At 55.9% G+C, this 14,776-nt stretch carries 11 protein-coding genes and 1 CRISPR repeat array; of the genes, 7 read left to right on the top strand and 4 right to left on the bottom strand.

Annotated elements, in window-relative coordinates; genetic code table 11:
* Positions 1 to 99: 99 nt before the first annotated feature.
* The 6 genes from lon to AFK66_RS14250 all read left to right on the top strand — a co-directional run bounded on the left by lon (position 100) and on the right by AFK66_RS14250 (position 7,837).
* The gene (lon, locus tag AFK66_RS14275) at positions 100 to 2,454 is read left to right on the top strand and encodes an endopeptidase La (protein WP_004387728.1); all 2,355 of its coding nucleotides are present in this window, start codon (positions 100 to 102) and stop codon (positions 2,452 to 2,454) included.
* A gap of 209 nt (positions 2,455 to 2,663) precedes the next feature.
* Positions 2,664 to 2,936 carry a nucleoid-associated protein HU-beta gene (hupB, locus tag AFK66_RS14270; RefSeq protein ID WP_007781367.1) on the top strand — a complete coding sequence of 91 codons (273 nt, stop codon included), beginning with the start codon at positions 2,664 to 2,666 and terminating at the stop codon, positions 2,934 to 2,936.
* Positions 2,937 to 3,150: 214 nt separating this feature from the next.
* Positions 3,151 to 5,028 carry a peptidylprolyl isomerase gene (gene ppiD / locus AFK66_RS14265; RefSeq protein WP_038882563.1) on the top strand — a complete coding sequence of 626 codons (1,878 nt, stop codon included), beginning with the start codon at positions 3,151 to 3,153 and terminating at the stop codon, positions 5,026 to 5,028.
* A 146-nt stretch (positions 5,029 to 5,174) separates the two neighbouring features.
* Complete coding sequence (locus AFK66_RS14260) at positions 5,175 to 5,543, top strand: helix-hairpin-helix domain-containing protein (protein ID WP_007781382.1); 369 nt, start codon at positions 5,175 to 5,177, stop codon at positions 5,541 to 5,543.
* A gap of 124 nt (positions 5,544 to 5,667) precedes the next feature.
* Positions 5,668 to 6,066, top strand: a complete 399-nt coding sequence (locus AFK66_RS14255; RefSeq protein WP_007781383.1) for a YbgC/FadM family acyl-CoA thioesterase — start codon at positions 5,668 to 5,670, stop codon at positions 6,064 to 6,066.
* Between the two features lie 213 nt (positions 6,067 to 6,279).
* Positions 6,280 to 6,857: direct repeats of the CRISPR family, unit length 29 nt; unit sequence CTGTTCCCCGCGCGAGCGGGGATAAACCG.
* 143 nt (positions 6,858 to 7,000) lie between these two features.
* The gene (locus AFK66_RS14250; protein ID WP_032983422.1) at positions 7,001 to 7,837 is read left to right on the top strand and encodes an MBL fold metallo-hydrolase; all 837 of its coding nucleotides are present in this window, start codon (positions 7,001 to 7,003) and stop codon (positions 7,835 to 7,837) included.
* Here AFK66_RS14250 and queC read toward each other — a convergent pair.
* Both queC and AFK66_RS14240 read right to left on the bottom strand, forming a co-directional pair.
* Complete coding sequence (gene queC / locus AFK66_RS14245; RefSeq protein WP_007781387.1) at positions 7,830 to 8,525, bottom strand: 7-cyano-7-deazaguanine synthase QueC; 696 nt, start codon at positions 8,523 to 8,525, stop codon at positions 7,830 to 7,832. The two genes, AFK66_RS14250 and queC, sit on opposite strands and share 8 nt — an antisense overlap.
* Positions 8,526 to 8,554: 29 nt before the next feature.
* Positions 8,555 to 10,285, bottom strand: a complete 1,731-nt coding sequence (locus tag AFK66_RS14240) for an SgrR family transcriptional regulator (RefSeq protein WP_032983423.1) — start codon at positions 10,283 to 10,285, stop codon at positions 8,555 to 8,557.
* 93 nt (positions 10,286 to 10,378) lie between these two features.
* Between AFK66_RS14240 and cof the strand changes: the two genes are divergently transcribed.
* Positions 10,379 to 11,197: an HMP-PP phosphatase gene (gene cof / locus AFK66_RS14235; protein WP_007781394.1), complete on the top strand. Its 819-nt coding sequence runs from the start codon at positions 10,379 to 10,381 to the stop codon at positions 11,195 to 11,197.
* Positions 11,198 to 11,236: 39 nt separating this feature from the next.
* Here the strand turns inward: cof and AFK66_RS23040 are convergent, their stop codons facing one another.
* Complete coding sequence (locus AFK66_RS23040) at positions 11,237 to 14,086, bottom strand: coiled-coil domain-containing protein (RefSeq protein WP_230582703.1); 2,850 nt, start codon at positions 14,084 to 14,086, stop codon at positions 11,237 to 11,239.
* 11 nt (positions 14,087 to 14,097) lie between these two features.
* The gene (locus tag AFK66_RS14225) at positions 14,098 to 14,535 is read right to left on the bottom strand and encodes a hypothetical protein (protein ID WP_032967976.1); all 438 of its coding nucleotides are present in this window, start codon (positions 14,533 to 14,535) and stop codon (positions 14,098 to 14,100) included.
* Between the last annotated feature and the right edge of the window lie 241 nt (positions 14,536 to 14,776).

Genomic DNA, 14,776 nt, shown 5'->3' with positions numbered 1-14,776 from the left:
GAAACATCCCCATATACTGATTTACTTAATTGGTGATGCCGTGAAGTGCGTTCACATGCGCCCCATCACCAGGCGGAAACTAAACTAAGAGAGAGCTCTATGAATCCTGAGCGTTCTGAACGCATTGAAATCCCCGTATTGCCATTGCGCGATGTGGTGGTTTATCCGCACATGGTTATCCCTTTGTTTGTGGGACGGGAAAAGTCTATTCGTTGTCTTGAAGCCGCCATGGATAATGACAAAAAAGTCATGCTGGTGGCGCAGAAAGAAGCCTCAACGGATGAGCCGGGCGTGAACGATCTGTTTACCGTCGGGACCGTGGCGTCTATTTTGCAGATGCTGAAACTGCCGGACGGCACCGTCAAAGTGCTGGTCGAAGGTTTGCAGCGCGCGCGTATCACTACGCTTTCCGACAACGGCGACCATTTCGCGGCGAAAGCGGAATACCTCGAATCGCCGGCTATCGACGAGCGCGAGCAGGAAGTGCTGGTGCGCACCGCGATCAGCCAGTTCGAAGGCTACATCAAGCTGAACAAAAAAATCCCGCCAGAAGTGCTGACGTCGCTTAACAGCATCGACGATCCGGCGCGTCTTGCGGATACCATCGCCGCGCATATGCCGCTGAAGCTCAGCGACAAGCAGTCGGTGCTGGAAATGTCCGACATCAACGAGCGTCTGGAATACCTGATGGCGATGATGGAATCGGAAATCGACCTGCTGCAGGTTGAGAAACGCATTCGTAATCGCGTCAAAAAACAGATGGAAAAAAGCCAGCGCGAGTACTATCTGAACGAGCAAATGAAAGCCATTCAGAAAGAGCTCGGCGAAATGGACGACGCGCCGGACGAAAACGAAGCGCTGAAGCGTAAAATCGACGCGGCCAAAATGCCGAAAGAGGCAAAAGAGAAAGCCGAAGCCGAGCTGCAGAAGCTGAAAATGATGTCGCCGATGTCCGCCGAAGCGACCGTAGTACGCGGTTATATCGACTGGATGGTGCAGGTGCCGTGGAACGCGCGCAGCAAAGTCAAAAAAGACCTGCGTCAGGCCCAGGAAATCCTGGATACCGACCACTACGGCCTTGAGCGCGTCAAAGACCGCATTCTGGAATACCTCGCGGTTCAGAGCCGTGTTAACAAAATTAAAGGGCCGATCCTCTGCCTGGTCGGGCCGCCGGGGGTAGGTAAAACCTCGCTCGGTCAGTCCATCGCCAAAGCGACCGGTCGTAAATATGTCCGTATGGCGCTGGGCGGCGTGCGTGACGAAGCGGAAATCCGCGGTCACCGCCGTACTTACATCGGCTCCATGCCGGGTAAACTTATCCAGAAAATGGCCAAAGTGGGCGTGAAAAACCCACTGTTCCTGCTCGATGAGATCGACAAAATGTCTTCTGACATGCGTGGCGATCCGGCTTCCGCACTGCTGGAAGTGCTCGATCCGGAACAGAACGTGGCCTTTAACGATCACTATCTGGAAGTGGATTACGACTTAAGCGACGTCATGTTCGTCGCGACGTCCAACTCCATGAACATTCCGGCGCCGCTGCTGGACCGTATGGAAGTGATCCGTCTGTCCGGTTACACCGAAGATGAAAAACTCAACATCGCGAAGCGCCACCTGCTCCCGAAGCAGATCGAGCGTAACGCGCTGAAAGAGAATGAGATTAACGTTGATGACAGCGCCATTATTGGCATCATCCGTTACTACACTCGCGAAGCGGGCGTACGTAGCCTTGAGCGTGAAATCTCTAAACTGTGCCGTAAAGCGGTGAAACAGCTGCTGCTGGATAAATCGCTCAAACGCATCGAAATCACCGGTGAAAACCTGAAAGATTTCCTGGGCGTGCAGCGCTTCGACTATGGTCGCGCCGACAGCGAAAACCGCGTAGGGCAGGTGACGGGCCTGGCGTGGACGGAGGTGGGCGGCGATCTGCTGACTATCGAAACCGCGTGCGTGCCGGGCAAAGGCAAGCTGACCTACACCGGTTCTCTTGGTGAAGTGATGCAGGAATCTATCCAGGCGGCGTTAACGGTTGTTCGCGCGCGTGCTGAGAAGCTTGGCATTAATAGCGACTTCTACGAAAAACGTGATATTCACGTTCACGTGCCGGAAGGCGCCACGCCGAAAGATGGCCCGAGCGCCGGTATCGCGATGTGCACCGCGCTGGTCTCCTGCCTGACCGGTAACCCGGTACGCGCCGATGTGGCGATGACCGGTGAAATCACGCTGCGTGGTCAGGTGCTGCCGATTGGCGGTCTGAAAGAGAAGCTGCTGGCAGCGCACCGTGGCGGCATCAAAACTGTGCTGATCCCGGACGAGAACAAACGCGACCTGGAAGAGATTCCGGAGAACGTGATTGCCGATCTGGATATCCACCCGGTTAAGCGCATCGAAGAAGTGCTGACGCTGGCGCTGCAAAACGCGCCGTACGGCATGCAGGTCGCCACAGCAAAATAGTGACCTGACGCAAGCGCGCTGAGAAAAACAGGGCTGGTAAGTGTTTTCGCACTTGCCAGCCTTTTTTTGTATAGCTAATTTAGATTGCCGGTCCGGGGTGCCATCAACAACTCCTGTTGTAAGGGCATGTGAGGACTGCTATAACTGCTGCGCGGTCGCGCCATGAAGGATCCCGGTGCGATATAAAATATAAAGAGAGGAAGAGAAGAGTGAATAAATCTCAACTGATAGACAAAATTGCCGCAGGTGCCGATATTTCTAAAGCAGCGGCTGGACGTGCGTTAGATGCTTTGATTGATTCCGTTACTGAATCTCTGCAGGCTGGTGATGAAGTAGCGCTGGTTGGCTTTGGTACTTTTTCCGTTCGTGAACGTGCAGCCCGCACTGGCCGCAACCCACAAACGGGCAAGGAAATCACCATCGCGGCTGCGAAAGTTCCGGGTTTCCGTGCCGGTAAAGCGCTGAAAGACGCGGTTAACTGATCCTGTGGCTGGCATCAGCACAGCCAGGGGATAAAAAACAAGGCGCATCGTCAGATGTGCCTTTTTTCTTTCTGGATGAGTAATCTGCGGATATGGGCTGACAACCGCCCCGGTTTCTTGTCACAATACGCCTTTGCGCGCAGCGGCCCAGCGGATGTCGCCATGTTTCTGTGCGAGTTCTACCTGTCATTCTACAGCGGAGTGTTGTTACACCATGATGGACAATTTACGCGCGGCGGCGAATCACGTCGTGCTCAAGATCATTCTGGGTTTGATTATCCTGTCATTCGTACTGACTGGCGTGAGTAACTACCTGATTGGCGGTAACAGCAACTATGCCGCGAAAGTTAACGATCAGGAGATCAGCCGGGCCCAGCTTGAAAACGCGGTCAACGCCGAGCGCAACAACTTGGAAAGACGACTGGGCGACCGTTTCTCTGAGCTCGCGTCCAACGAACAATATATGGCCGAGTTGCGCCAGCGCGCGCTGCAGGGGCTGATTGACGAAGCCCTGATCGACCAGTATGCGCGTTCGCTCCATCTCAACATCAGCGATGAGCAGGTGCGCCAGGCGATTTTCAAAAATCCGGCGTTCCAGAGCGACGGTAAGTTCGATAACGCGCGCTACAACGCCATTATCACCAGCATGGGCATGAGCGCCGATCAATATGCGCAGGCGCTGCGTAACCAGCTCACGACTGACCAGCTGGTCAGCGCCGTGGTCGGCAGCGACTTCATTCTGCCGGGTGAAAGCGATCAGTTCGCTGCGCTTTTTGCCCAGCAGCGCCAGGTTCGCACCGCGACCATCGCGGTCGATGCGCTGGCTCAGAAGCAGCAGGTTTCCGAACAGGAAATCAAAGACTACTACCAGCAGCACACCAATAACTTCCTGTCGCCTGAGCAGTTCCGCATAAGCTACATCAAGCTTGACGCCGCAGCCCTCGCTGAGAACGCCAGCGAAGAGGAAATTCAGGCGTACTACGACAAACACCAGGATGAATTCGGCCAGCCGCAGCGCAACCGCTACAGCCTGATCCAGACCAAAACTGAAGATGAAGCCAAAGCCATTCTCACGCAGCTCAAACAGGGCGCGGATTTCGCAACGCTTGCCAAAGAGAAATCGGTTGATGTCATCACTGCCCGCAACGGCGGCGACATGGGCTGGCTGGAGCCGGGTACCACGCCGGATGAGTTCAAAAATGCCGGTCTGAAAGAGAAAGGCCAGTTTTCTGACGTTATCAAATCCTCCGTGGGCTTCCTGATTGTGCGTCTTGACGACATCACGCCAGCCACCGTGAAGCCGCTTTCTGAAGTGCATAACGACATCAGTGCGAAAGTGAAGCAGGAGAAAGCGCTGGACGCCTTCTTCGCACTGCAGCGTAAAGTAAGCGACGCTGCGAACAACGATAACGAATCACTGGCCAGCGCCGAAAAAGCCGCGGGCGTGAAAGCGGTGGAAACCGGCTGGTTCAGCCGTGATGCAGTGCCTGAGGAAATTAACTTTAAGCCAGTGACTGACGCTGTGTTTGGCGGCAACCTGCTGGGTGAAAACGGCGCGCCGGGCAGTAATTCAGACATCATCACCGTCGATGGCGATCGCGCATTCGTGCTGCGTATTACCGATCACAAACCGCAGGCGGAAAAACCGCTCGCAGAGGTGAAAGATCAGGTGACCGCGCTGGTGAAACATCAGAAGGCGCTGAAGGCGGCAAATGAACAAGCGCAAAATCTGCTGAGCACGTTGAAAGCGGGCAAAGGCGACGAGGCGCTGAAAGCGGCAGGTATTGCCTTCAGCCCGGCGAAAACCTTTGAGCGCACCACGCAGGATACGCTGACGCAGCCGGTGTTCGCTCTGCCGTTGCCAGCCAAAGACAAACCAAGCTATGGCATCGGCAACGACCTGCAGGGCAACGTGGTTCTGCTGGCGCTGGATGACGTACGCAGCGGCACCATGCCGGAAGACCAGAAGAAAGCGATGGCGCAGCGTCTGACTCAGAACAATGCGGAAATTGCCTTCGATGCGCTGCTAAAAGGCCTGCGTAAAGACGCCAAAATTAAACTCGGCGACGCAGGTACTTCACCGCAGCAATAACGAGATATCTCGCACCATTTTTGCAACTCACTGCAAACCCCAAAGGCCGCTTTCGCGGCCTTTTCCATTTCTGAAATCTGACGTTTGAGCCTGTTTCTCTCTCCGCTTAAGGTGGCGGGGCTGTTAACAAACAAGGAGAACACAGCATGAAACGTGGAATCAAAGCGTTATGTCTCGCCGTCGCGCTGGCTGGCGGCACCTTTTGCACCGCGGCTATCGCGACACCATCGGCAGGAAAATCCCAGGCGGAGCCGGTAAAAGAGAAACCGGCCGCTGCTGCACCACAGGCGAAGCCGGAAACCATGGCTGAAACGCCTGAAGAAACCGTAAGCATCAACACCGCGACGGCAGATGAACTGGCGCAGGCAATGAACGGGGTCGGTAAAAAGAAAGCGCAGTCTATCGTCAGCTATCGCGAAGAGTATGGCCCGTTTAAGTCCATTGAGGATTTAAAACAGGTGCCGGGAATGGGCAATTCGCTCGTTGAGCGCAACCTTTCCCGGATCCGTCTCTAATCGTTGATCATCCGCGCTTGCAGAGTTGAAAAACTTTGCCAGACTAAAGAGGTCATACCAGTAGTGTGGCCTCTGTCTTTTATATGACCCTGTATCCCCTACAAAAAGAAAAGGTTTAAGCGCTATGCAGACTCAAATCAAAGTGCGTGGGTATCACATGGATGTTTATCAGCATGTGAACAATGCGCGTTATCTGGAGTTTCTGGAAGAAGCCCGCTGGGATGGGCTGGAAAACGACGAAAGCTTCAAATGGATGATGGCGAACAACATCGCGTTTATCGTCGCCAACATCAATATCAACTACCGGCGGCCCGCCGTGCTTGGCGATCTGCTGACTGTCACCAGCCATGTCAAACAGCTTAACGGTAAAAGCGGAGTGTTAAGCCAGGTCATTACGCTGGAGCCGGAAGGCGAGGTGGTCGCCGATGCGCTTATCACTTTTGTGTGTATCGATCTGAAAACACAAAAAGCCTTACCGATTGAAGGCGAACTGCGCGAAAAGCTGGAAAAAATCACAGGGTAAATTCTGCAAAAGTGGCGCTTGTGCCGACAATCATGGACTTATCACCGCTCAGGGTGAACAATCCGGTAGATGTTAACAGCCCACAAGCGTCGCGAAAAAACGCCTTCAAAATCAACAGGGCAGCCGTTCTTTAACAAGATGGGTTGTTAAGAAAATGTTGGTAGGATGTGGGTGGCGAAAAAATCGCAATAAGTACAAGTGCTTAACGTTAGTCTGTTCCCCGCGCGAGCGGGGATAAACCGTAAATTGCACGGATGGCATGCGGGGACGATATCTGTTCCCCGCGCGAGCGGGGATAAACCGCAGGGAGGCTGAGGCTCAATATCAGCGCGCTACTGTTCCCCGCGCGAGCGGGGATAAACCGTTATCGGCTAATTCAGCCGTTCCGCGTTTAACCTGTTCCCCGCGCGAGCGGGGATAAACCGAATTAAGCCGCGAACAGGCGATACTTAACGCACTGTTCCCCGCGAGAGCGGGGATAAACCGCGCACCACTCTTCAACACCTACGGCCAGCGCCCTGTTCCCCGCGCGAGCGGGGATAAACCGGAATACACAGACGACCAGTTATACGACGCGCTCTGTTCCCCGCGCGAGCGGGGATAAACCGCGACAAAATAAAAACAAAAAACTTTGGCGACACTGTTCCCCGCGCGAGCGGGGATAAACCGAACTATCTATTTCCTGATAAATGGGGGATTTACTGTTCCCCGCGAGAGCGGGGATAAACCGAACACGTCGTCGTAGGCTTTTCCTGGCCACCACTGTTCCCCGGGCGAGCGGGGATAAGCCGCGGCAGCGTCAATACAGACTTCTTTTGAGAGCCTGTTCTTCACGCCTGTCAATCGCCGCCCCATTTCCCCTCACATTCTTCATCAACGTTTATACTTCAAAGCCCTTGTTAAATTTTGAACACTGCGCAACGAAGGAGAGGTTATGCGAGTACACCATCTCAACTGCGGTTGTATGTGTCCTTTGGGCGGCGCGCTGTACGATGGCTTCAGTAAAGGGCTGCACGCGCATCTCATCTGCCACTGCCTGCTGATTGAAACCGACCATCACGGGCTGGTGCTGGTGGATACCGGCTTTGGCTGTGACGATATGCGCCACCCTGGCCGCCGTTTACCGCTCTTTTTCCGGGCGCTGAACAATATCCAGTACCGGGAATCATTAACGGCGCTGCACCATATTAACGCGCTCGGCTTTAAGCCGGAGGATGTACGGCACATTGTACTGACGCATCTGGATTTCGATCACGCGGGCGGGCTGAGCGATTTCCCGCAGGCGCAGGTGCATCTGATGCAGCGGGAAATGACCGCCGCAGACGGGCGCGGCACGTGGCTTGACAGCGCGCGCTATCGTCCCGGGCAATGGGGTAACCGTTCCGGCTGGCATGGCTATCATCCGCATGGCGAGGCGTGGTTTGGTTTCAGCGCGGTGCGCGCGCTCGACGGTCTGCCGCCGGAGATCCTGTTGATCCCGCTGCCGGGGCATACGGAAGGGCACGCGGGCGTGGCGATTGATACGCCGCAGGGCTGGTTACTGCACGGCGGCGACGCGTGGTTCTATCGCGATGAAATGGCGGCAGACCCGCATTGTACGCCGGGCCTGCGCTTTTATCAGTGGATGATGCAAAAAGACAAAGCCGCGAGGCTTGCGAACCAGAAGCGACTGCGGCTTCTGGCCGCTGACGCCAGCGCGGGCGTGACGCTGTTTTGCAGCCATGACGCCCGCGAATTTGAACGGTTAAGCGGGAAAAACCTGGCTATTTAAGCCCGGTTTTCTGCTTCATCGCGGCCATGATGGCAGGTTTATCGTCCTGGTACTGGCTAAGGCCGTTGGCGCGCAGATGGCAGGCCGCGCATTCGCCGCAGCCATCGCCCTGAATGCCGTTATAGCAGGTCAGGGTTTGCTGGCGAATGACATCAAGTTTGCCCCAGTAATCCGCGAGCGCCCAGGTTTCGGCTTTGTTAAGCCACATCAGCGGCGTTTCAAAACGCACGTCGCGCGCCATACCGAGCGCGACGGCATGGTTCAGCGCTTTAACAAATTCGTCGCGGCAATCCGGGTAGCCGGAGAAATCGGTCTCGCACACGCCGGTTATCACCGCTTCCGCCTGCACCTGATACGCGTAAATCGAGGCCAGCGTCAGGAAGAGAATATTGCGGCCTGGCACGAACGTGCTCGGCAGGCCTTCGGCGTCAGGATCGTAATCCGGCACCGGGATGCTGTCGCGCGTCAGGCTGCTGACCGCGAGTTCATTAAGCAGCGTCACATCCAGCACTTTATGCGCCCGCGCGCCCAGCGATGCAGCAAGGGTACTGGCGACATCAATTTCCGCCCGATGGCGCTGACCGTAATCGAACGTGACGCAATGCACTTCATCATATTGATGTAACGCCTGAATCAGGCAGGTGGTGGAGTCCTGGCCTCCGCTGAAGACCACAACGGCACGTTTCATAAAGCCCCTGTCATTGAGTAGCAAAACCGTTATGGTAGCGCCGTGCTGGCGTGTCCACCAGCTTCTTGCGGCGGCGGTAGCCACGCGCGACTGAAATCAAACCAGCCGAGCGCGTTAAGTTCGATGCCGTTCACGCCCGGCGGCGCGCTTATCTGGTAGCGATAATTAAAGAGCGGGGTGATAACGGCGTCGTGCATCAGCGTCTGCCATACCTCGCGCAGCGCCGCGTTACGGCTCTGTTCATCAGGGTGGCTTTGCACTGCGTCAAGGGTGGCGTCCAGATGCGCCCGCTGCGGGCCTGTCAACAGATGCCGCCAGAGCGGATCGCAGCGCAGCCACTGCTCCAGCGTATATTCCGGCGCTTCGCCTATCAGCCTGTCGCCCATGACGATATCCGCCTGCGCCAGTTGCGTGCAGCCGTCCCAGTTTTTCGCGTTATGAAAATGCAGCGTGAGCGCGCAACCACGCTGCGCCAGCTCATGCTGAAGCTGGCGCGCCATCACCGGCAACTCCACCGGCAGATGATAGACCAGCGTCAGCGAGGGCGGCAGCGGCGGGGGAGGCTCCTCGGGCCATTGCGGGAGATGCCAGCCTGGCAGCAACGCATTGCTTGGCGTAATCAGATGCTCATCAAGCGGCAGCGAATCTATCATACCGCTGCGATGCACCAGTTGCATCAGCCAGCGCGCCTGCGCGTATGAGAGCCGGCCGTTTTGCCGGATGCCAAGATAACAGAACCCGAGGCTAATGCTGTTGCTGACGGGGCGCAGATGCACGAGTTCTTCCTGCTGCCCGATGGCTATCTGCACCGGATGACGGCAACTGGTGCCGAGCGCGCTGTCGAAGAGACCGGGCGTTATCCAGTACTCAACCGCGTTCAGCAACGGGTGCCCGAGATGACAGCGATCGTGGCTTTCAATACGCACCAGCTCAGGCGTAAATGTGGCGAGCCGGAACGGCCCGCTGCCGATGGTCGTATCTTCCGGGTGCGCCAGATAACAGCCGTGGCTGGCAAGACGCCACGCGAGCCAGTGATCCGGGCGCGTCAGATCAACACGCAGGCAGTGTTTGTGCTCCACCGTAATCTCTCTGACGCTCGCGAACAGCTGGCGCAGCGTCTCCAGCTCAAGCAGTTGTTGCAGCCGCTGGCGGAGTTGCCAGGCGTCTATTGGCTCGTGATTGTGCCAGTGCAGCGTGGGGCGAAGGTAAAACCGCCAGCTAAGCCCGTCCGGCGATACGCTCCAGTGGTGCGCCATATCGCCTTCCGGGCGCGCGGTGTGGGGGTTAAAGCGCGTCAGGCCGCTGAAGATCTGCCGGGCGAGATGTTGTTCGGCGCGGCCGGGCAAAAAACCGGGTTTCAGCGGCTCCAGCGGGCGATAGTAGGGAATGCGTAGCGTCGGCGTGTCGTTATGCCACTGGCCACCCAGAAAAGGATGCAGCAACTGGCGCAACTGGCCGGACGCCAGCTGTGCCAGCGCCAGCGCGTTGTGCGTCTGGCCCTGGCGTAACACGGTTTCCATCATGCCGGCGCGCACGGTGTGCGGCGACACCAGAAAGGTCAACTCGCCCCGCTTGCCGCGGCCCGACTGCGCATGCCAGCGAAGCCATCCCTGCTGCTGGAGCTGGCGAAGCAGCGTACGCACGTGGCGTTCGCTGCAAAAGCAGCGCGCGGCAAGCTCGCTGATGGTGACTGCCTGCGGCGCGCCCTCTGAGGGCTGCCACAAACGCTGAAACTGATTAAGCCGGTTCAGAAGTCGCATACCAAAACCCGGAACGATTTTTCTCAACTATTCACTATTAGTTCCGTATATGCCAGGCAATACTGCAAGTCAACCAACAGAGGGGGACGAACCATGGCGCGACTGGCCGCTTTTGACATGGATGGCACGCTGCTGATGCCAGACCATCAGCTTGGTGAAACCACACAGCGGGCGCTGCACCGTTTGCATCAGCGCGGCGTGACGATGGCGTTTGCAACCGGTCGTCATTTGCTAGAAATGCGGCAGATGCTGCAAAAAATCGCGCTTGAAGCGTTCCTCATTACGGGCAACGGCACGCGTATTCATGCGCCGTCGGGCGAGCTACTGTTTGCCGAAGATTTATCGCCGCAGGTAGCGGAAGCCGTGCTGCATGGCCACTGGGATACACCAGCCAGTCTGCACGTGTTTAACGACAGCGGCTGGCTGACGGATAACGACGACCCGGCGCTGCTCGACGCGCACGCCTGGAGCGGGTTTCGCTATCAGCTCACCGATCTGAAGCGGCTTCCCGCCCATCAGGTAACGAAAATCTGCTTTGTCGCCGACCACGACACGCTGCGCGAACTGCGCGTTAAGCTCAGCCAGGCGCTCGGTTCGCAGGCACATATCTGTTTTTCCGCGCTCGATTGTCTGGAGGTGCTGCCGCCAGGATGTAATAAAGGTGCGGCATTACAGGCGCTGAGCCAGCATCTGGGCATTACGATGGCGGATTGTATGGCGTTTGGTGACGCTATGAACGACCGCGAAATGTTATCGCTGGCAGGGAAGGGGCTGATTATGGGCAACGCGATGCCGCAGCTTCTGGCAGAGCTCCCGCATCTGCCGGTGATCGGGCACTGCAGCAGACAGGCGGTCGCCCACTATTTGACGCATTGGCTGGACCATCCACACCTTGATTATTCCCCCGAATGATGAGGCATTCCAGCAAGCCGGGGTAACCCCCGGCTTTTTTTATTTCCCGCCGCTGATAGTGACCGTCAGCTTCATCAGTGAATAGTTGAAGAGATCCGGCGGCATGGTATCCGGGTTATAGAGATCGCCTGCGAAGCAGTACACCTCCATCACACCGCCCCGTTTACCCAGCTCCAGCGCCTGCTGGAAGATATACGGCAGGTTTTCGTCATAGGTGACCGGCACATTGGCGTTATTGTTGATCACGCGGCCTTCATACGTCGCCTCTTTAAACGTGACGTTAACGGTCTCGCCTGGCGAGATAGCCTTGTTGCCGGCCTTCGTCTGCACAAAGAACAGCGATTTATTACGCTTGAGCAGTTTTTTCTTCGCGGTGGCTTTTTCAAGCTGATCAATACCCGCCTGATATTTCTTCTCTTCGCGGCTGGAAAGCTCTTTCAGCATCGACTCATGCAGCGACAGCAGCGCTTTTGGCTCGACCGCGACTTTTTGCGCCAGGCCATCTTTAATGCCAGCCAGCAGGATAGGGAGATTGGTTTTAATGCCCAGATCCGCCATCTGATCCATGCTTTTTTGCACCAGCCTTGAGAACATCACGCCGTTCGCATAGGACTGTTTATTGGCTTTGTCCTTAAGCGCCGCGGCGCTGACTTCTGATTCCGTTTTACTTGCGGCTACCGTCTGCGCCTGTGTTGCCGCGTCGGCTTTCAGTTTTTCCGCCTGTGCCAGCAGCTCCGCTTTTTCTTTCTCTGCCTGTGCTTTTTGCGCCGCGTTTTCCGCACTCAGGCTGGTCAGTTTAGCGTTGAGTTCTTCATTGGCGCGTTTAAGCGTATCCAGCTCAGCCTGCGCTTTTTGCTGGCTGGTGGCGGAGGCGTTATTAAGCGTTTTAGCCGACTGCGCCTCTTCCTTCAGCGCAAGCAGCGCTTTATCCGACTGCTGCAAACGGTTCTCTTTTTCCGCCAGCGCTTGTTTCAGCGTGGCGATATCTGTCTGTGCGGCGGTAAGCTGCTTCGTGAGCGCCTCTTTCGCCGCGGCAATCTGCGCGGCCTGTTGCTGTTGGCTCTGCAACGCCTTTTCTTTCTCGCTCTGGCTGCCTTTCAGGCTGGCAAGCTCAGCGGCAAGCGCTGTGGCTTTTTCCTGCGTGCTGGCAGCGAGGGTGGTTGAGGCGTTGAGTTTTTCAGTGAGCGCGGCGATCTGCGCCTTAAGCGCGGTTTCTGCCGCCTGGTTTTTCTCAAGCAACGCGGTCTGCTCTGCCTGCGTTTTTTGCAGTTTCGCTTTCTCTTCTTTGGTCAGCGTACTGGTTTTGAGCAACAGGCTGTTCTGCTCAGTCAGTGAGGTTTTCTCTTTTTCGAGTTGCGCGAGTTGTTTATTCAGCGCATCGACGTCATGCGCGTTTTGCGCGGCAAGCGCTGCTTTCTCGCGCTCCAGTTGGGCGAGCTGTTTTTCCAGCGCGCTCTGGCTTTGCGTGTGTTCTGCGCCTGATTTTTTAAGTGCGGTGAGTTCGGCAGTGCGTTTATCGAGTTCCGCCTGCAGCACCTGCGTTTTGTTATTCAGCGCATCGATGTCATGCGCGTTCTGCGCCAAAAACGCTGCTTTCTCACGCTCTAGTTGGGCAAGCTGTTTTTCCAGCGCGCTCTGGCTTTGTTCATGCTCAGCGCCTGATTTTTTAAGTGCGGTAAGTTCGGCAGTGCGTTTATCCAGTTCCGCTTGCAGCGCCTGCGCTTTTTTATTTGCGGCGTCGATGCTCTGCGCGTTTTGTGCCGCCAGCGCTGCTTTCTCGCGCTCCAGTTGGGCGAGCTGTTTTTCCAGCGCGCTCTGGCTTTGTTCATGCTCAGCACCTGATTTTTTAAGTGCGGTGAGTTCGGCGGTGCGTTTATCGAGTTCCGCCTGCAGCGCTTGCGTTTTGTTATTCAACGCATCGATGTCATGCGCATTTTGCGCCGTCAGTGCCGCTTTCTCTTTTTCCAGCTGCGTAAGCTGTTTTTGCAAATTGCTCTGGCTCTTCTCGTGCTCGCTGCCTGTCTTCTGGAGAGCAGCGAGTTCAGCGGTGCGTTTATCCAGTTCCGCCTGCAACGCCTGCGTTTTGCTATTCATCGCACCGACGTTCTTCTCGTTCTGCGCTACAAGCGCCGCTTTCTCTTTCTCCAGCTGCGCCAGCTGTTTTTCCAGCTCGCTCAGGTTCTGCGCGCGTTTGTCGCCCGCGTTTTTGAGCGCCATCAGTTCATCGGCACGCTTATTCAGTTCATTGCGCAGCGCCTGCATATCGCGATTAAAACGCGCGGTGTCCTGGGCGTTGCGCTCTGTGATAGCGGCCTTTTCGGCTTCAAGACGCGCTATCTGCTTTTGCAGTGAGCTTTCGCTTGCCGACTGGCTGTCACTGGCTTTTTTAAGCTGCGTGAGTTCAGCCGTCTTGCTGGCCAGCGCCGCCTGGAGTTCAGCGGTTTTCTGCTCCAGCACTTCGATGCGAGCGGCCTGTTGTGTACTGGTCGCGCCTTGTTCGCGCTGCGCATTCTGCAGGCTGCGGGAGAGGCGGTCGTTCTCTTTCGCAAGCGTACTGTTGTCTTTTAGCAACTGTGTATTCTGAGCCTGTAAATCGCCAGGCGCGCTAAGGCTTTTCTTTTCCTGCTCTGCCGCGCTCAGCTGTTTTTTCAGGCGCGCGATCTCCTGCTGGAGATCGTTAATTTGTGCGCGAGACGCCGACGGTGTCTGCGCACGCCGCGTGGGTTCAGGGAAGTCCATCTGCTTCACTTCGATCTGCTGAATTGACGACAGAAAATCATTACCCTGAACGGCCGTGTTATTTTGTGCCGCCCAGGACGACTGCTCGCTCAGCACCAACGCCAGTAAGCCAGCGATCGCGCTTTTACGGTTTTTTATTCTTCCCTTCATCCCGACACCTCTCATTTAGCAAGACCTGCGCCTTTTTTCAGTTCGGCCAGCAGAGACTGTGAAATCGTATTGCAGGCGTCATTGACGCGGAACTGATACAGCGGCGTGATGGTTTCCACCATAATATTGGACAGATCGTTACTGATGGAGGCGTAATATTGCGTCGCTTTAATGCTGCGATATAACGTGTCTATTTGTTCACGGTATTTTTCGCGGTTAATGTCCGAGAGGTGTTTGGTCTCGGCGAGGCAGCGTTCAAGACGCAGCTTAGTGTCGCTACTGACCGGTGCCAGTTGGTTCATGGACTCAACTGGCGTTGGCGCAGGCTGTGCGGGGACGACTGGCGTCTGCGACACATTGCTTTTCACGGGGGCGTTTTTAGGGGCGGTGGTACAGGCGCTTAAAGACATCATCATCGCAGCGATATAAATGATTTTTTTATCCAACATATTATCTCTTATGTGTCTGATTACAGGATGCCAGCAATCCCTGCGCAATCTGGCCGGGATAACCCGAAATATGTCCAGTAATAGACTGACAAACCGCGAGCAGCGCGCGGCGTTACGCCAGCATACCTGGAGAAAGAAAGGTGATTTTATACAGAGTTGATGAAGATAGATTTTAATAAATTCTTAAAAGTGATTCTTTGATATTTTAAATGAATGGAGCGCGATAATTAATATCGGGATA

The sequence above is a fragment of the Cronobacter malonaticus LMG 23826 genome (genome assembly GCF_001277215.2).
Classification (GTDB): domain Bacteria; phylum Pseudomonadota; class Gammaproteobacteria; order Enterobacterales; family Enterobacteriaceae; genus Cronobacter; species Cronobacter malonaticus.
This window is presented reverse-complemented; position numbering and strand designations above follow the sequence as displayed.